The organism is Agromyces sp. NPDC058104, assembly GCF_042884835.1.
In the GTDB taxonomy this organism is placed as follows: domain Bacteria; phylum Actinomycetota; class Actinomycetes; order Actinomycetales; family Microbacteriaceae; genus Agromyces.
The window spans coordinates 896,017-916,978 of record NZ_JBHVTD010000002.1; the positions used below are offsets into that span (position 1 = coordinate 896,017).

The 20,962-nt window shown below is 72.5% G+C and carries 16 protein-coding genes and 1 pseudogene; 5 read left to right on the forward strand and 12 right to left on the reverse strand.

Annotated features, from left to right (window positions below; all coding sequences use genetic code 11):
* Positions 1-68: 68 nt before the first annotated feature.
* The 4 genes from ACFVTH_RS12085 to ACFVTH_RS12100 form a co-directional block, all read right to left on the reverse strand.
* On the reverse strand, positions 69-434 hold the full coding sequence (locus tag ACFVTH_RS12085) for a hypothetical protein (protein WP_387090978.1): 366 nt from the start codon (positions 432-434) through the stop codon (positions 69-71).
* Between the two features lie 131 nt (positions 435-565).
* Positions 566-1,399 carry a hypothetical protein gene (locus ACFVTH_RS12090; protein ID WP_387090981.1) on the reverse strand — a complete coding sequence of 278 codons (834 nt, stop codon included), beginning with the start codon at positions 1,397-1,399 and terminating at the stop codon, positions 566-568.
* 96 nt (positions 1,400-1,495) lie between these two features.
* Positions 1,496-2,878 (reverse strand): NAD(P)-binding protein, encoded by a 1,383-nt coding sequence (locus ACFVTH_RS12095; protein WP_387090983.1) that lies wholly within the window; start codon positions 2,876-2,878, stop codon positions 1,496-1,498.
* Between the two features lie 13 nt (positions 2,879-2,891).
* Complete coding sequence (locus ACFVTH_RS12100) at positions 2,892-3,293, reverse strand: YybH family protein (protein ID WP_387090986.1); 402 nt, start codon at positions 3,291-3,293, stop codon at positions 2,892-2,894.
* 173 nt (positions 3,294-3,466) lie between these two features.
* Here ACFVTH_RS12100 and ACFVTH_RS12105 point away from each other — a divergent pair, with 173 nt between their 5' ends.
* A complete protein-coding gene (locus ACFVTH_RS12105) occupies positions 3,467-8,011 on the forward strand; it encodes an Ig-like domain-containing protein (protein WP_387090989.1) in 4,545 nt (1,514 codons plus the stop codon).
* Positions 8,012-8,054: 43 nt separating this feature from the next.
* Here the strand turns inward: ACFVTH_RS12105 and ACFVTH_RS12110 are convergent, their stop codons facing one another.
* Both ACFVTH_RS12110 and ACFVTH_RS12115 read right to left on the reverse strand, forming a co-directional pair.
* On the reverse strand, positions 8,055-9,977 hold the full coding sequence (locus ACFVTH_RS12110; protein ID WP_387090992.1) for an alpha/beta fold hydrolase: 1,923 nt from the start codon (positions 9,975-9,977) through the stop codon (positions 8,055-8,057).
* 121 nt (positions 9,978-10,098) lie between these two features.
* Entirely contained in the window at positions 10,099-10,737 is a 639-nt protein-coding gene (locus tag ACFVTH_RS12115; protein WP_387090994.1) for a LysE family translocator, read from the reverse strand.
* 84 nt (positions 10,738-10,821) lie between these two features.
* Here ACFVTH_RS12115 and fosX point away from each other — a divergent pair, with 84 nt between their 5' ends.
* A complete protein-coding gene (gene fosX, locus ACFVTH_RS12120) occupies positions 10,822-11,256 on the forward strand; it encodes a FosX/FosE/FosI family fosfomycin resistance hydrolase (RefSeq protein WP_387090997.1) in 435 nt (144 codons plus the stop codon).
* Between the two features lie 82 nt (positions 11,257-11,338).
* Here the strand turns inward: fosX and ACFVTH_RS12125 are convergent, their stop codons facing one another.
* A complete protein-coding gene (locus ACFVTH_RS12125; RefSeq protein WP_387091000.1) occupies positions 11,339-11,899 on the reverse strand; it encodes a hypothetical protein in 561 nt (186 codons plus the stop codon).
* Between the two features lie 84 nt (positions 11,900-11,983).
* Positions 11,984-12,637: an FMN-dependent NADH-azoreductase gene (locus ACFVTH_RS12130; RefSeq protein ID WP_387091003.1), complete on the reverse strand. Its 654-nt coding sequence runs from the start codon at positions 12,635-12,637 to the stop codon at positions 11,984-11,986.
* 95 nt (positions 12,638-12,732) lie between these two features.
* Here ACFVTH_RS12130 and ACFVTH_RS12135 point away from each other — a divergent pair, with 95 nt between their 5' ends.
* Positions 12,733-13,188, forward strand: coding sequence for a MarR family winged helix-turn-helix transcriptional regulator (locus ACFVTH_RS12135; protein ID WP_387091858.1), 456 nt, complete (start codon positions 12,733-12,735; stop codon positions 13,186-13,188).
* A gap of 93 nt (positions 13,189-13,281) precedes the next feature.
* On the opposite strand, the pseudogene ACFVTH_RS12140 reads toward ACFVTH_RS12135, so the two are convergent.
* Positions 13,282-14,532: pseudogene (locus ACFVTH_RS12140) on the reverse strand (MFS transporter); the annotation flags it as partial.
* A gap of 64 nt (positions 14,533-14,596) precedes the next feature.
* On the opposite strand from ACFVTH_RS12140, the gene ACFVTH_RS12145 reads away from it, so the two are divergent.
* The gene (locus ACFVTH_RS12145) at positions 14,597-15,220 is read left to right on the forward strand and encodes a CGNR zinc finger domain-containing protein (protein WP_387091005.1); all 624 of its coding nucleotides are present in this window, start codon (positions 14,597-14,599) and stop codon (positions 15,218-15,220) included.
* 305 nt (positions 15,221-15,525) lie between these two features.
* Here ACFVTH_RS12145 and ACFVTH_RS12150 read toward each other — a convergent pair whose 3' ends face one another.
* Both ACFVTH_RS12150 and ACFVTH_RS12155 read right to left on the reverse strand, forming a co-directional pair.
* Complete coding sequence (locus ACFVTH_RS12150; RefSeq protein ID WP_387091008.1) at positions 15,526-17,169, reverse strand: ABC-F family ATP-binding cassette domain-containing protein; 1,644 nt, start codon at positions 17,167-17,169, stop codon at positions 15,526-15,528.
* Positions 17,170-17,490: 321 nt separating this feature from the next.
* Entirely contained in the window at positions 17,491-17,847 is a 357-nt protein-coding gene (locus ACFVTH_RS12155) for a DUF4406 domain-containing protein (RefSeq protein ID WP_387091011.1), read from the reverse strand.
* A 59-nt stretch (positions 17,848-17,906) separates the two neighbouring features.
* Between ACFVTH_RS12155 and ACFVTH_RS12160 the strand changes: the two genes are divergently transcribed.
* The gene (locus tag ACFVTH_RS12160; protein WP_387091014.1) at positions 17,907-18,677 is read left to right on the forward strand and encodes a DeoR/GlpR family DNA-binding transcription regulator; all 771 of its coding nucleotides are present in this window, start codon (positions 17,907-17,909) and stop codon (positions 18,675-18,677) included.
* Between the two features lie 38 nt (positions 18,678-18,715).
* Here the strand turns inward: ACFVTH_RS12160 and ACFVTH_RS12165 are convergent, their stop codons facing one another.
* Entirely contained in the window at positions 18,716-20,869 is a 2,154-nt protein-coding gene (locus tag ACFVTH_RS12165; protein ID WP_387091017.1) for an ATP-binding protein, read from the reverse strand.
* Between the last annotated feature and the right edge of the window lie 93 nt (positions 20,870-20,962).

Sequence of the window (20,962 nt, forward strand, 5' to 3'; positions counted from 1 at the left end):
CCCGGCCCTCGTGATCGAGGACCGGGCGTTCGCCGTCTCGGCTCAGGCGTTCGTGCCGAGGCCGAGTGTCACAGCGCCGCGAAACTGACTCCGAGGAGCACGAGGTGGACGAGGGCCTGGACGACTGCGGCGACGCCGAGGGCGATCCCCGCGCCGGCGCGCGCCCGGGCCGCCGTGCCTCTGAGCGCAGCTCTGCCGGTCACGATCGCCACAATGCCGAGCACGACGGATGCGATGCAGAGGAGCATCGGGAGCGAGAGGAAGACGAAGATGCCCAACGAGGGCCCGGGCGGCAACCAGTCCAGAGGCACCAAATGGAGGAGCGGGTTCGCCAGGAAGTAGGCGACCGCAGCGAGGATGCCGGTCGTCAACGGCACCGTCGCGCGGGACGCGCGGGGCTCGGTCTGCGAGTACGCGGTCGAGATCCAGTCCATGTGCACAGTGTGGCGCTGCCGTGGCGAAACGACGAGGCAGGCAGCGGCCCCAATTCGGGGCAAGGCGCCCGCCGCCGTCGAGCACGATTCCGATCTTGCGTGATGGAGCCCGCGAATGACGCGGGATCTCGTCAGTGCGGCGACTGCAGCTGGTCGTCGGGCAACAGGGCGGTCTCCGGCCGGCAGCCGAGCTCGCCCGGCTCGAGCAGGATCGACGGGGCGTGCACGACCTCGACGCCGGCCGCGGTGCGCTTCACGAGCAGGCACGAATGGCCCGAGCCCATCGCGAAGCCGATCTCGCCGTCGACCACGACCACGGCCGGTTCGAACGCCACGTCGTAGGGGCCCGTGGGCCGAGGCATCCGCTCGGTCACCTCGGCGACGATGTCGTCGGCGGTCGCGTTCGCCGGCGCCGCGGTGAGCAGCTCGACGACGAGCGCCTCGGTGCCCTCGGGCACGACGAAGACGGGGTCGGTGTCGACCGGCGGGTCGATCGGCTGCGCGTCGGGCGGGCAGTCGAGGTCGTGGGCGACGGCGGCGTCGCTCGCGGTCGGGTCGGGCACGACGCCGTACAGGTCGAACTCCGACCAGAAGCAGGCGACGTGATCGTCGGCGCCGTAGCCCTCGCTCGGCACGACGACACGGAACTCCAGCCGGCCGACGGGCCCGCCCGCGCTCGCGTCGGCGTCGGCATACGCCTCGTACCCGATGAGCACGGGCCAGGCGTGTTCGGCCAGCGCCTCGTCGGCCTCGCGGGCGTAGTGCTCGATCGTGGTGTCGGATCCCTCGCCGTACAGCCCGCGCGAGAGCTCTGCCACCTCGCCGCGCGCGAAGGCGTGGGCGTCGGCGTCGATCGCCGCCGGCAGCAGCGCGCACCCCGACAGGCCCGTGACCGCCGCGGCCACGGCGAGCACGAACCCCGCCCCCCGGCGACGTTCGGGCGGTAGGGCCCCGAGACGACGCATGTCTTGAGTATCGGACGGCGGGTGGGATGCGGCAAGGGTCCGGGTCTCGATACGCGTCCTCCTTCGTCGGGCGCTCCTCGACCGCCGGAGGGCGACTCAACCGGCGGCGCTGAGTTGCTCGAGGCGGGCGGTGCCGGTCTTCGTGTGGGCCTTCAGTCGCTCGAGCACCGAGTCGAGCTGCGCCGAGCGGGGCGTCCCGGGCGGGATGCGGGCCGGGTTCGTCGCGACCGTCGAGGCCCACTCGGCGATGTCGCGCTCCGCCCCGAACGCCGCCGAGTTGCGACCGCCGACGGCGATCATGCGCGCCCACGCCGCCATCGAGTCGGGGTAGGGCGAGGGCGGTGCCAGCCGGTTCTTGACGTCGTCGTCGTCGCGGGTGGCCTCGACGTACCCGGCGATCGCGCCGCCGAACGACGGGAATCCCGCGCGGATCGGTTGGAGCGTGATCGCGCCGGGCGACCAGATCGGCACGAGCGGCCGGTACATGAGCCCCGAGCCGGCGCAGTGCACGATGAGGGAGTCGTCGGCGATCGCGACCGAGTCGCCGCCGAAGTCGAGCCGTCCGTGCGCCGCCCGCCGGATGTGGCCGAGTCGCACGACGTCGTCGATCGTGCGCAGCAGTTCGAGCTCCCAGGTACCGAGCGTGGGCGCCTTGGCCATGGTGGGCATCACCGAGCGGTCGATGCGCAGCATGACCCCGGCGTCCTCCAGCCGGAGGAAGAGCTGCTCGAGCGACTCCGCGTCGTCGGCCGACTCCATGATGTCGGCGACCATGCCGAGGAACACCTCGGGTAGCGGCTGCTGGACGGCGCGGTTCACCATCCACGGGTCGCGAGGGCGCACCCAGGTGATGTCGCCCGGGTCGACGCCGCGGCCGAGCAGCCACACGATCGCGTCGGTCGCCGTCTTGCCCGACCCGGCGATCACGTACCGGCTCGGCGCCTCCTCGACGTGGGCGAGCTCGTTCACCGGAATCACCCGGGCGTCGTCGTCGACCTCGAACGGCGGCGGCACCTCGGCGGGCACCCGCGGGGCGAGGTAGTGCGCGTCGACGACGCGGCACCGCTCGGGCACGCTGAATTGCTCGCCCGAGACCCGCGACACGAAGGCATGGTCGCCGAGGTACTCGCAGCCGGGGAAGAACTCGACCCGGCCCGACTCGAGCATGCGGTCGGCGAGGATCCGCTCGAAGTACGCGCAGATCTCCGACTTCGTCGCCCGCTCCTGCAGCCCGGCCTCGGGGCCGCGGTGCTGCACGCGACCGCCGCCGAGCCGCGTCGAGGGCACGCCGTACAGGGCCGAGGCCTGGTGCAGGCGCACGAAGGGGTAGGCCTCGAGCCAGTGCCCGCCGACGCTGTGGCGACGATCGACGAGCGCGACACGCACGTCGTCGGCATGGTCGATGAGGGCGTCGGTGAAGGCCATTCCCATGGCGCCGGCGCCGACGACGAGGTAGTCGGCCTCCACCGCGGTGGTCATGCTGGGCCCTCGGCTACCCGACCCGGTCGGCGTGGCGGTGCACGACCCGCCAGCCGTCGCCGTCGCCGTCGCGGCGATAGACCTGGGTGGCGCGCAGCGTGAAGCTGCGCGGCTCGCCGTCGATCGAGGCGGCGACCCGTTCGTAGCCCACGGTGTAGGCCATGTTGCCGAGCACCTCGAACGAGATGAGGTCGAACTCGTAGTCGGCGCAGTTCGAGAAGCTCGTCGAGAGCTCGTCGAACGCCTCGACGAGCTCGGCATGGTTCGAGACGTTGCGCCAGGCGCCGAGCACGGTGACCGGCTCCTGCTCAGCCCAGATCGCCCGGCGCGGACCGGCGTCGCCGTCGAACATCGCGCGCTCGGCCCGCACGAAGTCGCGCTGCAACCAAATCAAGAAATCCTCACGATCGGTCATGATCTCAGCATCCTCCGGTCGGCGGCCGCGCACAATGACTCACGACCCCCGTTCGTGGGCTCCCCGTTCGCGGGGCTGGCGGATCGGGCGCGACGGGTCGAGTGTTGGGTCAGTTCCGCGCCGAGCCCGACGGTCGCGGATCGACGGCGATGGTGCCGCCCGAGGAGGGCCCCATGTCCACTGCGTCTCACCCGCGCACTGCCGAAGCGACCCACCCGATCGCCCCGGCGATCCGGCTCGCGTTCGTGCTGTTCAGTGTCTTCGCGATGATCCTCGCGCTGGCGTCCCCGTCGGTCGCCTTCGCCGTCGACAGCGAGACGCAGCTGCGTTACGCGTGCGCCCAGAAGTCGAACGGACTGCTGCGCGCGGCCGGGAGCCCGGGTGACTGCCGGCCGAAGCAGGAGACGGCGGTCACCATCTGGCCCGGCCCCACCACGCTCTGCATCCAACCCGACGGGTCGGTGCGCCGCTTCACCTCGGCGAAGTCGTGCACCGGAACGAGGCCGGCGGGCACGATGCTCGTCGTGCCGAGCACGACCGGACAGGTCGCCTACTTCTGCGCCCCGAGCTCGGGCGTGCTGCGGCGAGTGGATGCCTCGACCGCATGCCTCAGCACCGAGCAGCGATACGTGATCGGCAACCAGGACCCGACCGACCTCACCCTCTCGAACGACGACGTGCTCGAGAACGAACCCGCCGGCACCGTCGTCGGCACTCTCGGCCTCGTCGACGGCGACCCCGCGGCGACGCCCGCGTTCTCGCTCGTGAGCGGCGCCGGCAGCGACGACAACGCCTCGTTCGCGATCACCGGATCGACCCTGAAGACCGCCGCGAGCTTCGACTACGAGGCGAAGCAGAGGTACACGATCCGCGTGCGCGGCACCGACGGCTACGGCGGCAGCCGCGAGGAAGCGTTCACGATCAGCGTGGCCGACGTCGACGAGGACGTGCCGCCGACCGCGGTCGCCGACACCGCGACGATCGAGGAGGACAGCGAGCCCACGACCATCGACGTGCTCGCCAACGACACCGACCCCGACGGCGGACCGATCTCGATCGACGGGGTCAGTGCCCCCAGCCATGGCATGCTGACCGTCCTCGCCGACGAACAGATCCTGAGCTACGAACCGTTCCCCGGGTACTGCAACGACCCGCCCGGCACCACGCCCGACGAGTTCACCTACACGCTCGCGCCCGGCGGCTCGACGACGACGGTGTCCGTGACGGTCAGCTGCGTCGACGACCTCCCGGTCGCCGACGACGACGAGGCGACGGTGAGCGAGGATGCCTCCGCCACGGCGATCGACGTGCTCGCGAACGACGCCGACAGCGACGGCGGGCCCCGCAGCATCACGAGCGTCGTCCAGCCCGCACATGGCACCGTCGTCATCACGGGCGGCGGCACCGGCCTCAGCTACGAACCTCACCCGCAGTACTGCAACGCCCCGGGCGGCGACCCCGACGTGTTCAGCTACACGCTCAGCCCGGGCGACGCGAACGCGCAGGTGTCGGTCACGGTGACCTGCGTCGCCGATGCCCCCGTCGCCGACGACGACCACTTCGATGGCGCCAATTCGGCGGTCGGCAACACGACCTTCGTGATCAACGACCCGACCGACGGAGTGCCGATCGTCGCCGGCCCGCACCGTGTGGTGTCGGGCAGCGTGCTCGACGGAGACACCGACAGCGACCCCGGCACCGTGCTCGCGCTCGTGCCCGGCACGTTCCCGACCCAGTTCGGCGGGAGTGTCGTGATCGAGGCCGACGGCGACACGATCTACACCCCGCCGGCCGGATGCGACACCGTGGTCGACAGTTTCGACTACACCGTCACCGACCAGGGCCCCGTCGCACCGCTCACCGACGTCGGCACCGTGATCATCGCGATCACCGACTGCGTCTGGTACGTCAGCAACGACGCCGACGGGCCGAGCAGCGGTACCTCCACCGCGCCCTTCGACACGATCTCCGAGGCCGCGACGGCGAGCGGCGACGGCGACGACCTCTTCGTGTTCAAGGGCGACGGCACCACGACGGGCTACTCGACCGCGATCGCGCTCGACGACGACCAGCAGCTCATCGGCGAGGCATCCGACCTCGTCGTCGGTGGCCGCACCCTGCACACCGGCGACCCGGCGAAGCGGCCGACGATCACCATGGCCACCGGTCTGTACGTCGTCGGCCTCGGCGTCGGCAATCGGGTCGCCGGGCTCGAGGTGCACCCCACGACCGATGGCGGCGGCGGCATCGGCGTCGTCGACATCGTCGGCGATCCGGCCGGTGACGTGACCGTCGACGACGTGCGCATCGTCGACGACGTCTCCGGTGGCATCGGGCTCGCGCTGCAAGGCGTGACCGGCACGAGCCGGATCGGCGACCTCGACGTCGACGTCATCGGCTTCGGAGTGCTCGTCGACTCGACTGAGAAGGTCGTGTTCGACCCGGCGGCCAGCGTGAAGATTCAGACCCTGGGGACCGGATGGGGATTCCTCGCGCGGCTGTCCAACCTCGAAGGAAGCCAGATCGACCGGGTCTTCGTCTCCGGTGTGTCCAACGGCGGCGGCGTCAACCTGCAGCAGACGACCGGCGCCGTCGCGTTCGGCGATCTCTTCATCAGCACGAAGGGCGCGAGCCAGGCGGGGTTCAGTCTCAACCTGACCGGCCCGGTGACCGTGCCGGCGAGTGCGAACGCGAGCATCTACGCGACCAACGGGCCGGCGGTCCACGTCGGTGCGTCGGCGGGCTCGTCGCTCTCGTTCGACAATGTGACGTCGACGAAGAGCGGCGTGTACGGCATCAACATCGACCAGATCGGCACGGGCACGTTCTCGGCGGCGACCGGTGAGCTCTCCGCGGGGTCGTCCGTGTACACCCCGTTCCGGGTGCGCGGCGGCAGCGGCGACATCTCGTACGGCGGCTCGATCACCGACGGACCCGCGACCACGAGCGTCGACATCCAGGACCGCACCGGCGGCACCGTCACGCTCTCGGGGTCGATCACCGACGGCAGCGACGCGGGCGGCGGCGTCATCGTCGAGAACAGCACCGGCGGTGCCACCGTGCTCTCGGGGGCGTCGAAGCATCTCGAGACGGGCGTCTACCCCGGCATCAAGTTCGCCTCCTCGGCTGGGCACCGTCTCTCGATCACGGGCGGCGGACTCGACGTCACGACGACGAGCGGTCGAGCGCTGGACGTGTACACCTCGGGCACCATCGTCGTCACCGGCACGGGAAACAGGCTCGCGAGCACGACCGGCATCGCGCTCTCCATCGCGCTGACCGGCATCGGGTCCGACGACGTCACGTTCGAACGAATCTCATCGAACGGGGCGACCTCGGGAATCCTGCTGGGCGCGACGGGCTCCGCCGGCGGCCTGCACGTCACGGGCGGCGGCAGCACGATTCAGGGCGGGGATGCCTCGGGCGGCACCATCGCGGCCGCCACGGGCAACGCGATCGACCTCACCAACACCGCGGATGTCTCGCTCCGCAACATGCGCATCGAGAACAGCGCCGGCAACGGCGTCGTGGGCACCGGCGTCGCCGGATTCTCGTTCGTCTCCGGCACCGTCACCGGGGCGGGTGACGCCGCCGACGAAGACGGCATCGCGTTCGACGGGGCGAACCTCTCGAACCTCTCGGGCACGGTCGACATCTCGAACAACGTGCTCACCTCGAACGAGGCATCCGGAATCTCGATCGCCAACCGGGGCGGCACCATCTCGTCGGCGTCGATCGGCGGCAACCGGATCTCCGACGCCGGTGACGAGCTCACGCCCGGCTCGGCCATCGTCGTGTCGGCGACCGGCAGCTCGATCGGTGCGGCCGCGATCAGCTCGGCGACGATCGTGGCGAACACCATTTCGGGCTTCCGTGCCGGGAACGGAATCCTGGTGATCGGCGGCAACACCTTGGGCGCCTCGCCAGCGACGCTCGGCACTCCGGGCGATCTGGGGAGGGTCGTCGCCGTGAACGCCAACAGCATGGACGGCGGCACTGGTGGCTTCGGGCACCAGCCCGATGCGTTCGCCGCCATCGACGTGTCCGGCGCCGCAAAGGCCAACCTCCAGGTGACCGGCAACGGCCGCAGCGTCGGCGCTCCGATCCGGCACGTCGACTGCCGGGCGATCATCGTCTCGGCGAGCGGCGCAGCCGACGTGGCGGCGCAGATCAACGCCAACGTGATCGAGGCGGGCAACGGTGCCGAGTGCCCGGGTATCGAGGCGCGCGCCGACTCGCTCAACGGCGTCGGGGCCTCGCTCACGGCGCAGGTTCTGGACAACACCGTGAGCCAGACGAGCGGGTCGGGTGTGGCGGTGCGCGCGCTCGGCGCCGGCGACGTCGTGGCGCAGGTGAAGAACAACACCGTGAGCGCGCCGACCGGTGGCGACTTCTCGGGCATCTTCGCGCAGTCGGGGCGGCCGATCGACACCGCGTCAGAGTTGTGCCTGGCGATCGCCGGCAACGAGACGGCGGGCAGCTCGGTGTTCGGGCCGACCATGCCCGGGATCGACCTCGCGAAAACCTCTTCCGACCCCTCCGTGAACGACTTCGGCATCGAGGGGCTGGCGCTGGGGCAGACCGCGACGCCGGCCGTCGAGAACCACGTGAACAACTTCAACCCGCTGAGCGCGCCGAGCAACGGCGGCATCGGCGTGGGCGGCACGCTGCTCTCGGAGGCGACGAGCGGATTCGAGACCTGCACGACCGGGCCGTGACGGCGCCGTCTCGAGGCGCCGGGCCTTGGGCTCGCTCGCGCGGTCAGATCGAGCGCAGGAGCGCCCAGAAGCCGACGCCCGCGGCGGCTCCAGTGCCGATCGCGACCTTCGGGCCCTTCGCCCGGCCGAGCTTGACGAGCCCGATCGCGGCGAGGGCGGCGAGTCCGAGCAGCAGGATCCACGCGATGGGGCGCAGCCCGACGAAGCGGCTCGCACCGTTGAAGAGGCGTTCGCCGAGGCTCGGTCCCGGCTTCTCGGCGTCGGGTGCGTCGGGTGCGTCGGGTTCAGCGGCGGCCGCCGGAGACATCCGCGGTGCCGCGTTCGCGGATGCGGTGGTCTGCGTGCCCGGCGACGGCGCGGTCGTCGTCGCGGCCGACGCGCGTCGCGACGCGAGATCCACCTCGACCGACTCCTGCGTGAGGTAGCCCGCGATCTCGTGCAGCTGGTCCTTGCTCTTGAGTGCCGCGCCGTGGCCGCCCGGAACCCGTCGCCGCTGGTCGATCGCGCGCCCCGAGATGTTCTCGAAGCCGTCGACCCCGGCGGTGCCGACGTCGGCGCTGCCGAGCCCCCGCAGCCACGAGCAGAGGATGCCGACCGGCACGTCGCGGGTGGCGCGGTCGATGCGCACCTCGCCCGGCTTCCACGCGCCGTCGCGGCGATGGCCGATCTGCTCGTGCTCGAACACGCGCTGCCAGTCGTAGCGCCGCGGCAGCACCGTGCCGGCGAGGTAGATGCGCCTGAACCGCATCGAGGGCACGCGATCGAGCGACTGCGCCATCATATACGTGCCGTTCGAGTGGCCGGCGAAGACGAACCGCTCGGGGTCGCGCGTCGCATAGGCCTCACCGTAGAGCCGCAGGAACTCGTGCACCTTGCGCCGACGCGTGCCCGGCAGCGCGAACTCCAGCGCGCTGAAGTAGCCGGTGTCCGGATTGATGACGAGGGTCTCCTCACCATCAGCAGGCTTCGTCGCCTCGGCGAACTCTGCGCCGAGGTCTTCGACCCAGGTGCCGAGCGCCGAGGCGCGGATGCCGTGCAGGATGAACGCGGTCGCGCCCGGCGTGCGGGGGCGCTCGTCGTCGACGGTCTCGTCGGGCCGGCCGAGGATCGCGTCCTTCAGCTGGCGGTAGCGACGGTTCGGGTCGCGCGCCGCGTCGACGTCGATCAGCCCGACATGGTCGGCGTTCGGAATCTCGTACACCTTCGCGTGCGGCATGAACTTCTGGTCGATCACGTCGGTGTGCGTCACGAGCGGGTCAGAGGTGCCGAGAATCTGGATGACCCGCGGCCGATCGTTCGTCGACCGGAACGCCTCGAGCCACCGCAGGCGGAGATCGGTGATCCAGTAGCCGCCCGCCATCACCTTCTCGAAGGTGAAGTCGAAGAACGGCGTCGCGAGCGCGTAGGCGAGCCGCCAGCGCAGGGGAGTCTTGCGTGCGTTGACGCGGTACCCCGAGTTCGGGCTGCCGAGCAGCACGATGCGCTTCACGAGCCCGGTCCACGGGTGGTTCGCGGTGCCCGCCGCGGCGTTCGCCGCTGCGGCCACCGGCGCCGCAGCACTCGTCGGTGTCGCATCGTTCGACGTCGGGTCCGCCCCTGCCTGGTCGGGCTTCGCCGCGTCGGGCACGTCCGCGTCGAGCAGGTAGGCGGCGCGCGCGAGGATGCCGCCGAAGCTGTGCCCCGCGAGGATGATGCCGTCGGGCAGCTCGACGTCGGTCGAGAGCTCGCCCGTCCAGTCGCGCAACTGCGCGGCGAGGCGCCGCACGACGTCGTCGAGGTCCTCGCGCGAGGTCGCGGTGAGCTCATGCTCGAACACCTCGACCCGCCAGGTCGGCTCGAGGTCGTTGCGCAGGCGGTCGACGAGCGTCTGCCACGGGGCCCGCTCCTTGCGGGCGCGCGGCGGCAGCCCCGGGATGAAGACGAAGAGCCCCTTCGACACCTCGCTGATGTCGGTGTACTCGGTCATGCGCGGCCCCCTGACGCTCGCTCGGGCGCGCTCAGGCTAGTGCGGCGCGGGCGTTTGCTCACCCGGGCCAGCACCGAATCTGGCCGGGAAGCTCCGCCGGGCGGCGCGCTCAGCGGCGCCGTCAGGCGGCGGGCTGCCGCTCGACCGCGAGCTTGACGGCGAAGCCGGCCAGCACGGTGCCCGACACCCACCGCTGCAGCCGCATCGCCAGGGGCCGTGCTCGCAGGAACCCGGCGAGCCGGCCCGCGCTCAGGACGACGAGCCCGTTCACGGTGACGCCGACGACGATCTGCACGGCGCCGAGCACGAGGAACTGGGGCCACACCGGCTGCGAGGCGTCGATGAACTGCGGCAGGATCGCCGCGTAGAGCAGTGCGATCTTGGGGTTCAGGAGGTTCGTGACGAGGCCCATGCCGAACAGTCGCGCGGGCCGGATCGGGGTGACCTCGGCCGGGTCGAACGCCGAGCGGCCGCCCGGCCGCAGCATCTGCCAGGCGAGCCAGCCGAGGTAGACCGCCCCGGCGATCTTCACCACGAGGAACGCTGCGGGCACCGCCGCGAACAGTGCGGCGAGGCCGAAGGCCGCGGCCGCGAGATAGACCACGAAGCCGACCGCCGTGCCCGACAGTGCGACCAGCCCGGCACGCGTGCCCTGGCTGATCGAGCGCGCCGCCAGGTGCACCATGTTCGGGCCGGGCGTCAGGGCCATCCCGAGTTCGACGAGCGCCACCCCGAATACCGCAGCCCAACTCACCAGCATGTCTCTCCTGACGTCGACCGCGTTCAGCCTATTGGCCGCGGTGCGCCGAGCCGTTCGGCCGTGGGCCGCGGGTAGTCTGACGCGGTGACCAGCAGCGGCCTCAGCCATGTGACCTTCATCGTGCGCGACCTCGATCGCATGGAACGCATCCTCACGACCGTGCTCGGCGCAGTGCGCGTCTACGACAGCGGCAGCGACACCTTCTCGCTCTCGGAGGAGCGCTTCTTCCTCGTCGGCGAGGGCGAGTCGGCGACCTGGGTGGCGACGATGCTCGGCGATGGCGGGCTGCCGCGCAGCTACAACCACGTCGCCTTCCAGGTCGAGCGGGCCGACCTGCCGGGCCTCCGGGCGACGGTCGCCGAGCTCGGCCTCGACGTGCGCCCGCCGCGCTCGCGGGTCGAGGGCGAGGGCGACTCGATCTACTTCTACGACGATGACGGACACCTCTTCGAGCTGCACGCCGGCTCGCTGCGCGAGCGCCTCGCCGTGTACGTGCCGCCGGCACCCGCGGCCGGGTAGCGCTCCCGCAGCGTCTCCGGCGTCCGAGTGTCGAGACCGGCTGACGAGGTTTCGGGACGCGGGCTCCTTCGTCGCTCGCTCTTCAACCGGCGAAGGTCGGGCGCGACACCGCTTCGGCCGCGGGCCGCGCCAGTCCGACGGCCAGCGCGCGCAACCGCGCCGCATAGATCGCGATCGCGAGCGTCGTGATCGCGTAGAGCACGAGCGCCTGCAGCGCATAGGCGGGGTAGTCGATGATCCACAGCGGCGCCGCGGGGTCGGTCGCGCTCGCCGGGTTGTCGTGCACGTAGGGCACCGCGTCGCCGAGGGCGTAGCCGATCGCCTGGCCGGCGCCGTACACGAGCACGAGGGCGCCGAGCGCCAGCCACGCCTGGCCGGTGCGACGTCGCCACACCTCGCGGGCCGACTTCAGCGCGCTTCGCGGCTCCCATCGGCCGGCGACCGGAGCCGCCATCGCGTTCATGGCGGGCGCGAACACGATCGCGGCGACGAGCAGGGCGAGCAGCAGTGGCATCCCGATCATGAGCAGCGACTCGCTGCCCGCGCGACTGCGCATGAGCTGGGGCGTGAGCATGAGGGCGAAGAGCGGCAGGCAGCCGACGGCGACGGCCGCCCACCCGCGCAGGAAGGTGACGAGAGACATGTCTCGAGCCAAGCGGATGCGCGCGGGTGGGCGGTATCGGGAGAACCCCCCGAACGAACGGGTGGACGGGCGTCGCCCGTGCCGTCAGGCCGCTGCGGCGCGCGCGTCGCGGCCGAAGTCGACGCCCAGTCGGCGAGCCTCGGCGAGGGCGGCGAGGCGGCCGGGCTCGGCGTCGGCGATCGCGAGGTTCGGCCGGAACTCGATCGCGTCGATCTCGTCGACGCCCGCCCAGCGCAGCCAGCCGTCGAAGAACGGCCGCTGGAAGTCGGCGCCGAACGCGGGCGGTCGCCCCTCGCCGTAGACCGCGCTCGTGTAGACGACCGCGGCGCGCTTCCCCTCGAGCAGGCCCGAGTAGCCGGTCTCGCCGTCGAAGCCGAACACCCAGCCGGGCTGGCTCACGACGTCGATGAACTGCTTCGCGATGTACGGCACGCCCGAGTTCCACATCGGCAGGCTGAACAGGTAGAGGTCGGCGGCGGCGAATCGCTCGAACGCGAGGCGGGCGCGGTGCCACGCGATCTCCTCGGCGCCCTCGGGCTCGTCGCCCGCGAAGACGCGCATCTTCGCGCCGGCCCCGTCGGGGCCGAAGGCGGGCAGTGAACCGTCCCAGAGATCCCAGTGCTCGACGGATGCCGCGGGCGAGGTCGCCTCGAACGACTCGACGAAGGCCCGGGCGATCTCGAGCGAGTGCGAGGCCTCGCCGCGCGGCGAGGCGGAGACGTGCAGGAGCGTGGTCATGAGCTCGATCCTTTCAAGTGTGTGCGGACGCACATAACTGAGGTGAGCGAGTCTGGCATATGTGTGCGCACGCACGCAACTGGTAGAGTCGAGGGATGTCGAGCGACGCCGAACGTGCCTGGGAGTCCCTGTTGCGCCTGCACGCGGCCGTGCTGCCCCGGCTCGAGCGCGCCGTCGCCGACGGGGGAGGGCTGCCGCTCAGCTGGTACGACGTGCTGCTCGAGCTCAACGACGGCGGCGGCCGGCTGACGATGGGCCAGCTCGCCGAGCGGGTCGTGCTCAGCCGCACCCGGGTGAGCCGACTCGTCGACGAGCTCGTCGCCGCGGGTCTCGTCGCGCGCGAGGTGAACCCCGACGACGGGCGGTCGGCGTTCGCCGTGCTCACCGCCGACGGGCGTCGCCGGTTCCTGGCCGGGGCCAAGGCCTACCTGCCGGCGATCGACCGCGAGTTCGCTCCGGTCGGCGCCGACGGGGTGGGCGCGCTCGCCGAGGCACTCGAACGCGCGCTCGCCGCGATCGACCCCGAGGCTCCGATCCGCTGGCGGCGCTGACGCGCCCGGGGTCGCGGCCGGCGCGGATGAGGAACGGAGGCCCGCCGCCGGCACGACGTCCGACCCCGCGGGCTCGCGCCGCTCGGCGATCGCGAGCTCGGCCGGGTCGCCGATGCGCGGCAGCGGACCGAGCGCGACCCAGATCACCGAGATGAACGTCAGCAGCACGCCGATCAGGAGTCCCGCGCGCGTGCCGACCAGCTCGCCGACGAAGCCGCCGGCCGCGGCGCCGAAGGCGATGGTGCCGTACGTGACCCAGCGCATGCTCGCGTTCACCCGGCCGAGCATGCGGTCGGGCGTGCGCAGCTGGCGGATGGTGATGAGGATGACGCTCGACAGCGCCGAGCCCGCGTCGCTCACCGCGAAGGCCGCGCCGAGCACCGCGATGACGAGCGGGGCGCCCCACGAGGCATCCACGACCGGAAGCAGCAGGAGCAGTGCGCAGTTCGCGATCGCGCAGCACATGATCGTGGGCCCGGCGCCGAAACGGCGGGTCGCGGCGCCCGCGAACAGCGAGCCGACGAGGGCGCCGACCGCGCCGATCGCGAGGATCAGCCCGAGCTGGAACGCGTCGAGCCCGAGCTCGTGCACCGCGTGCAGCAGGAACAGCACCATCACCCACTGGATGAACGGGTTGTAGAGCGCCGAGAATCCGAGGTTGGCGACGAGGAATCGGTCGCGTCGGACGAACGAGAGCCCCTCGCGCAGCTCGACCGTGAAGCGCGCGCGCCGCGGTGACGGCGTCTCGGGTGCGTGGATGCCGGCGACCGCCACCGCCGAGACGACGTAGCCCACGGCCGTGACGAGCAGGGCGAACGGCGCGGTGAGGAGCTGCACGAGCATGCCGCCGACGCCCGGGCCGCCGACCTGCACGGCGGCCGCCGTCGCGGCGAGGCGCGAGTTCGCGCGCTCGAGCCCCGCGGGCGGCACGACGCTCGGCACGATCGACTGGTAGGCCACCTCGAAGAGCACCGTGAAGCATCCGATCGCGGCCGCGAGCAGCAGCAGGGCCGGCATCGTGAGCAGGCCGCCGATCGCGGCGACGATGATCGCGACGGTGAGCGCGGCGCGGCCCCAGTCGGCCGTGACGATCATCGGGCGGCGTCGGTGGCGGTCGACGAGCACGCCGAGGGGGAGTGCGAGCAGCAGGAACGGCAGCCAGCGGGCCACGCCGAGCAGCCCGAGGTCGAGTGCCGAAGCGCCCAGCACGAGCACCGCGAGCAGCGGCAGCGCGAGCTCGGCGACCTGGGCGGCGGCGACGCCGGCTCCCTGGGCGAGCCACAGTCGGGAGAAGTCGGCCGGCAGTGCCGTTCGAGACCGCCTAATGGTTGATCGCATCAGCATGCATTACACCTTGGCAGAACGAATCGAATGCGTAAAGTCGGCTTCGCCCATTAGAATCGGGTGCATGGCTGTCACCGCGCCCTACGTGCCCCGCGAGACGTTCGCGCAGATCAGCGGCGCCGTCGCCCTCGATCTCGTCAACACCGTCTCCTGGCGCGCGAGCGACGAGCGGCTCCTCGAGCACCTCGGCCGCTACGACGACGTGCGCCGCTGGGCGCAGCAGCTCGGCGTGATCGACGCACGCGAGGCATCCGCCCTGCTCGCCCTCGCCGACGCGCACCCCGACGAGGCCGCAGTCGAGGCCGCGCGCGTCGTCGAGCTGCGCGAGGCGATCTTCGCGGCCTGCTACGAGCAGGCCCCCGCCGACCCGATCGCCGCGGCGAACGCCGAGGCGGCCGCGGCCGGCCGGCTCGAACGCGACGGCGACGGCGCGGGGTGGGGCTGGGCGTTCCCCGTCGACCTCGCGCTGCCGCGCCGTCGCATCGCCCTCGCCGCCGTCGAGCTCCTGCAGCGCGACGACCTCGATCTGCTCGCCCGGTGCTCCGACGCCGAGTGCGGCTGGGTGTTCCTCGACCACTCGCCCCGCCACAACCGCCGCTGGTGCGTCGCCGCCGACTGCGGCAACCGCAACCGGGTGCGCGAGTTCTACGCGCGCCGCCAGGCGTCGTCGGGCGCAGTGCCGGCGTAGTCGCGGGCGAATGGCCCGACGGGCTCGCACCAGCAGCGACGGTCGGTAACCATCGCCACCGCGCAGCTGTCGGGGAGTCGCGACGGAGAATCGGTGGTGGAGCAGAGTTGCAGAGCGATCCTGCCGGGAGACCTCCCGACCGCGACGCTTCGGCGAGATGCCGCGTGCCGGCCGATGGGGGATGCCAAGGCGTTCGTCGATCCCGACGGGTTCGCGTGGGCGCCGGCCACCGGCGCCGGCTCCGGTGCGGCCTCGGACTGAGACCGCACCGACGCCGGCGACCGGGCCGCGACACTCCGACCCGCTCACCGCCCCAGGTCGATGCGCCCACCCCCGAACCGCTCGCGCAGCAGCCGGTCGTGCGAGACCAGCACGACCGCGCCCGCGAACGTCTCGAGCGCCGACTCGAGGTCTTCGACGAGGTCGGGCGAGAGGTGGTTCGTCGGCTCGTCGAGCAGCAGCAGCTCGTGCGGCTCGCCGACGAGCAGCGCGAGTTCCAGGCGTCTCCGCTGGCCGTATGAGAGCGCACCCACGGGCACCGCGAGGTCGCGCGGGTGGAAGAGCCCGAGCGGCATGAGCCGGCCCTCGGCCGTCACGAGATCCTCGCGGATGCCGGCCGCATAGACCTCGAGCAGCGTTCGGCGGCTCGGCGGGATGACGCTGTGCTGGCGCAGCTGACCGATGCGCGACGTCGCCGTCACGACGCCAGCCTCGGCCCGGCGCTCGCCGGCGATCACCTGGAGCAGGGTCGTCTTGCCGATGCCGTTCGGCCCCGTGACGAGCAGGCGCCCGCCCGGCGAGAGCTGCAGCTCCTCGACGGAGGCCCCGGCGACCCGTACCCCGGAGAGCACGAGCAGCGGGGCATCCGACTCGGCGGCGACATCCGGCTCGCCGTTCGCGACCGGTGCTGCGTGCATGCCCACCGCCCGGAATGCGAGCCGCTTCGGCGGCGGCGCGACCGGCTCGGCGAGCAGCCGCGACATCCGGGCCTTCGCGTTGCGGATGCGACCCATCGCCCCGTGGTCGCGGCCGCGGGGCGTGAAGGCGCCCACGCCCATGCCCGCCTTGTCGAGCTTGCGCGGGATCGCGGCGAGCCGGCCCGCGTTCGCCGCGACGAGCTCGCGGTTGCGGGCGAGCTCGGACTTCCAGTTCTCGTACGCGAGCCGGTGGCGCTCGCGCTCGTTCGCCTTCGCGACGAGGTAGCCGGGGTAGCCGTCGCCGTAGCGGGCGACCGACGCCGCGTCGACCTCCCAGATCACCTGGGTGAGCGCCTGCAGGAACGCGCGATCGTGCGTCACCGCCACGACCGTGCCGTCGTGCGCGCGCAGTCGCTCGACGAGCCAGCGCCAGGCCTCGTCGTCGAGATCGTTGCTCGGCTCGTCGAGCAGCAGCAGCTCGGGGTTGGCGGCGATCGTCGCCGCGAGCGCGACCCGCGATCGCTCGCCGCCCGACAGGGTGCGCCACGCGCGGTCGCGATCGAGCCCGCCGACGCCGAGCGCCTCGAGGGAGGCGTCGAGCCGCGCCGGCGCACCGTAGCCGTCGCGCGCCTCGAAGCGCGCGATGAGCGCCGAGTACTCGGCGAGGGCCTCGTCGAGCGCGGCGCCCTCGAGGCCGGCGAGGTGCTCCTCGGCCGCGTGCATGGCGCCCTCGAGCGCGCGCAGCTCGGTCGAGCAGGCGTCGATCGCGTGGCGGACGGTCGCCTCCTCGGGCAGCTCGAGCACCTGGTCGTGGATGCCGACGCCGCCCGCGAACCGCGCGACGAGCTCGCCGGCGTCCGGGAACAGGCCGCCGCCGATGAGGCGCAGCAGGGTCGTCTTGCCCGAGCCGTTGTCGCCGATGACGCCGACGCGTTCGCCGGGCCGCAGCGACAGCTCGACGCGGTCGAGCACGACGCGCTCGCCGAAGCGCTTGGTCACGGCGTGCAGTGAGAGTTGGCTGGTGGGGTACACGGATGCTCCTTCCGCGGCCCGTCCGCGAGGACGCGGACGCCGGCCGGGCGCGTCGGGGGCACCGCGTGAGCGGGTGCGCGCGAGCGTCGACGGCTGCGGGCCGGATGTTCAGTGGTCGGTTGCGCGTCGATCAGCGGCGCTCAGCGCTCGGCGCCGGCTGCGGTCGATGCGGAAGCCGTGGAGCAAGGCTCGACACGGCTCACCACTCAGGAGTAAATCAGCGTACCCATCGCGACGACGGTAGCAGTTCGGGGCAGATCAGGGAAGGGGGGCCGGTCCGGCGGCGTCGCCGCGCGCCGGACCGGCCGAGCCGTCACCGACTCACGCTGCGGCGGGGATCTCGTCGAGCGAGTGGTACACCGGGATGCCGCGCCCGCGCGCGATCGCGACGTCCTGGTCGGCGCCGCGCGACTCGCCGGGCAGCCGCAGCACGGCGTCGCAGTGCTGCAGCAGTCGCTCGGCGGTGGGGTACATGACCTCGGCTGCGAGCGGGTCGCTCGGTCCGGCGGCGCCGGCGCTCGAGAGCACGGGCAGCGCCACCCACTCGCCGATCATCGGCACGTGGCCGGCGCGGAAGATCGGCCAGGCCGCCTCCTCGAGCCGCCGCAGGTTCTGCGCCATCAGTTCGGGGTCGCCGCCGGTGCCCGAGGCGTAGGGGCCGGCGATCAGGATCATCATGGGCATGCTCATATGTGGCACAATAGTGCACAAACGTGAAAGAACGGGAAGGACCACGGATGCTCGCCGCCGCGCGCAAAGACCTGCTCCTCGAGCGACTCCGCCGCGACGGGCGCATCGTCGCGAAGGAGATCGCGATCGAGCTCGGGCTGTCGGAGGACAGCATCCGCCGCGACCTGCGCGAGCTCGACGCCGCCGGCCTGGCCGTGCGCGTGTACGGCGGCGCACTGCCCGCGTCGCCGGCCGTCGTCGACTACGCGAGCCGCGCCCGGGTGGCGCCCGAGAGCAAGCGCCTCGTCGCGGCATCCGCCGTCGCGCTCATCGAACCGGGCACGACCCTCATCATCGACGGCGGCACCACCGCCCTCGCCATGGTCGAGGCGCTGCCGACGGCGCTCGAGTGCACGATCATCACGCACAGCCCGACCGTCGCGGCGGCCCTGCTGGATCACGCGGCCGAGGTGTTCCTGATCGGCGGCCGGCTCTTCAAACACTCCGCCGTGGCGTGCGGTGCGGCCGCGGTCGAGGCCGCCGGCCGCATCAGCGCCGACCTCTTCTTCCTCGGGGTCACCGGCGTGCACCCGACCGCGGGGCTCACGACCGGCGACGCCGAGGAGGCCGCCATGAAGCGCGCCCTCGCGTCGCGCGCCGCCGAGACCTACGTGCTCGCGAGCGCCGAGAAGCTCGGCGCGGCCTCGCGGTACGCGGTCGTTCCGCTCGACGCCGTCGCGGGGGTCATCACCGACGGCGACCCGGGCGGGCCGACGCTGAGCGAGCTGGCTGCGGCCGGGGCGCCGATCGTCGCAGCGAGGGCCGGGGCGGGGGCGTAGCGGGCTCGCCGTTCGTGCCCGCCCGCGGCCGGCCGCCCTCAGCCCGCCACCGCCAGCTTCTCGAGGATCACCGCCTCGCGGCGCTCGTCGTGCACCGACCTGGCGAGCTCGAGCGCCTCGCGAAGGAGCTCGCGGCGCTCGGCCTCGGGCCCGCGCTCGGCCTGCATCAGGAGCGTGCGGATCCAGCAGCGGGCGTCGCCGAAACGCCGGAACTCGTGCGAGAGCTCGTCGAGCTCGAGCGCGGCGCCCGGCCTGCCGATGATCTGCTGCACCATGGCGGCGTGCGCGAGCTCGTGGTCGTTGTGCGAGGCGCGCGCGTAGTCGACGCACTCAGCGGCGAGCTCGGCGGCCCGATCGAGGTCGAGTCCGGCCTCGGCCGCGGTGAGCGCGATCATGTACCGGGCGTTGTTCACGTGCATCGCGTCGCCCGCTCGCCCGTAGTCGTGCATCGCCGCGGCGAAGTCGGCCATGGCCCACTCGGGCGAACTGCGCCGCAGGGCGACTCCGCGCATCTGCCGAGTCGCCGCGAGCTCCCAGCGGTCCTGGAGCGCGAGGGCGAGCTCCTCGGCCTCGCCGAGCCGCGCGAGCGCGATCGCCTCCTGGTCGAGGTACGCCGCGGCCATGCCGGCGAGGTGCAGCGCAGCGAGCCGCTCTCGGTCGTCGCCCGCGATCGCGAGGGCGCGTTCGGCGAGCTCGGCCACGGCGTCGAGATCGAGGAACGTCAAGGCGGTGCCGAGGTCCAGGAGCTGCTGCGGCGTGGCCTCCCCGATGACCTCGGCGTCGTGCGCGACCGCCGCGAGCGTGCGCACGCTGTCGACGTCGGAACCGTACTGCTCGATGCCGACGCCGAGCGACGACGCCAGGCTGAGGGTGATCGGATGCCGCGTGGCGCGTGCCCAGCGCACGGCGGCGTTCACCTCGGGGCAGAGGATCTCGGAGGCGTGCATCGCCTCGAGGCTGTCGTCGAGCCGCGCGCGGCGGGCGAACGGCACCACGATCGCCTCGATGAACGTGGCGTGACGCTCGAGCACCTCGCGGGCGAGCGCCTCGTCGGTGCGGGCACGCACGAAGTCGCGCAGTACCTCGAGCAGCCGGAACCGGCGCGGCGAGCCGCCGATCGCGACGATGAGCGACTGGTCGAGCAGCCGTACGACCGTACCGTCGGCGCCCGGGTGGGTGACCGCGCGGGCGAGGTCCATGTCGAAGGTGCGCGGCAGTGCGGCGAGGCGGCGCAGCACCTCCTGCTCGTCGGGGTCGAGCAGGTCCCAGCTCCACTCGAACGCGGTCTCGAGGGTGCGGTGCCGGCCGCCGGGAGCGGCGCGGTCGAGGGTCGCGAAGTCGTGTTCGAGGCGCTCGCCGAGTTCGGCGAGCGAGAGATGGCGGGCCACGGATGCCGCGAGCTCGATCGCGAGCGGAAGGCCGTCGAGCCGCGCGCAGATCCGGGCGGCCTGCTCGCGCTCGCCGTCGCGCGGCGGATCGGCGACCGCGCCGGGGCCGAGGCGTTCGAGGAACATCGCGACGGCGGGGGAGTCGGCGCCCTCGGACGGCAGCGGCGCGAGGGCGACCACGTGCTCGCCCGCCTCGCCGATCGGGGTGCGCGAGGTCGTCAGCACCCGCAGCCCGGGAGCGAGGGCGGTGGCCCGGGCCACCACCTCGCCGACCGCTCCGCCGACCCGGTCGACGTTGTCGAGCACGAGCAGGTACTCGCGCGTCGAGAGCGAGGTGGCCACCGCCCCGAGCGCGTCGACGCCGGGAGCCGATTCGAGGTCGAGCGCCCGGGAGATGCGGGCCACGACGTCGACCGGCTCGGCGTGCTCGAGTTCGACGACGACGGGCACGCCCGCGAAGGTGCGCGCGAACTCGAGGGCGAGCCGGGTCTTGCCGACGCCGCCCGGCCCCGTCAGGGTGACCCAGTGCCGGGCGCCGACGGCCTCGCCGAGGCGGTCGAGATCGGCGTCGCGCCCCACGAAGACGTCGTCAGGTACCCGCACCGACGTCTCGCGCAGCCCGATCGACGCGGCGATGAGCTCGGCGCGCGTCTCGGCGTCGAGCTTGCGGCGCAGGCTCGCGACATGGCTCTCCACCGTGCGCACCGAGATGAACATCTCGCGCGCGATCTCGGGGTTGCTCAACCGCCGCTCGATGGCGGCGAGCACCGCACGTTCGCGCGGTGTCAGGCGGGGGTTCGACACGTTGACATGGTCGGCGCACGACCGGCGGGCGGCATCAGTGCTCACCCTGTACTGATGCCGCCCGCCGGTCGTGCGTGTCGTCGCCTCGCCCGC

Excerpts from the sequence above, each read along its gene's own strand:
- ACFVTH_RS12085 (WP_387090978.1), bottom strand. The coding sequence starts at position 434 with ATGGACTGGATCTCGACCGCGTACTCGCAGACCGAGCCCCGCGCGTCC.
- ACFVTH_RS12090 (WP_387090981.1), bottom strand. The coding sequence starts at position 1,399 with ATGCGTCGTCTCGGGGCCCTACCGCCCGAACGTCGCCGGGGGGCGGGG.
- ACFVTH_RS12095 (WP_387090983.1), bottom strand. The coding sequence starts at position 2,878 with ATGACCACCGCGGTGGAGGCCGACTACCTCGTCGTCGGCGCCGGCGCC.
- ACFVTH_RS12100 (WP_387090986.1), bottom strand. The coding sequence starts at position 3,293 with ATGACCGATCGTGAGGATTTCTTGATTTGGTTGCAGCGCGACTTCGTG.
- ACFVTH_RS12105 (WP_387090989.1), top strand. The coding sequence starts at position 3,467 with ATGTCCACTGCGTCTCACCCGCGCACTGCCGAAGCGACCCACCCGATC.
- ACFVTH_RS12110 (WP_387090992.1), bottom strand. The coding sequence starts at position 9,977 with ATGACCGAGTACACCGACATCAGCGAGGTGTCGAAGGGGCTCTTCGTC.
- ACFVTH_RS12115 (WP_387090994.1), bottom strand. The coding sequence starts at position 10,737 with ATGCTGGTGAGTTGGGCTGCGGTATTCGGGGTGGCGCTCGTCGAACTC.
- ACFVTH_RS12125 (WP_387091000.1), bottom strand. The coding sequence starts at position 11,899 with ATGTCTCTCGTCACCTTCCTGCGCGGGTGGGCGGCCGTCGCCGTCGGC.
- ACFVTH_RS12130 (WP_387091003.1), bottom strand. The coding sequence starts at position 12,637 with ATGACCACGCTCCTGCACGTCTCCGCCTCGCCGCGCGGCGAGGCCTCG.
- ACFVTH_RS12135 (WP_387091858.1), top strand. The coding sequence starts at position 12,733 with ATGTCGAGCGACGCCGAACGTGCCTGGGAGTCCCTGTTGCGCCTGCAC.
- ACFVTH_RS12145 (WP_387091005.1), top strand. The coding sequence starts at position 14,597 with ATGGCTGTCACCGCGCCCTACGTGCCCCGCGAGACGTTCGCGCAGATC.
- ACFVTH_RS12155 (WP_387091011.1), bottom strand. The coding sequence starts at position 17,847 with ATGATGATCCTGATCGCCGGCCCCTACGCCTCGGGCACCGGCGGCGAC.
- ACFVTH_RS12160 (WP_387091014.1), top strand. The coding sequence starts at position 17,907 with ATGCTCGCCGCCGCGCGCAAAGACCTGCTCCTCGAGCGACTCCGCCGC.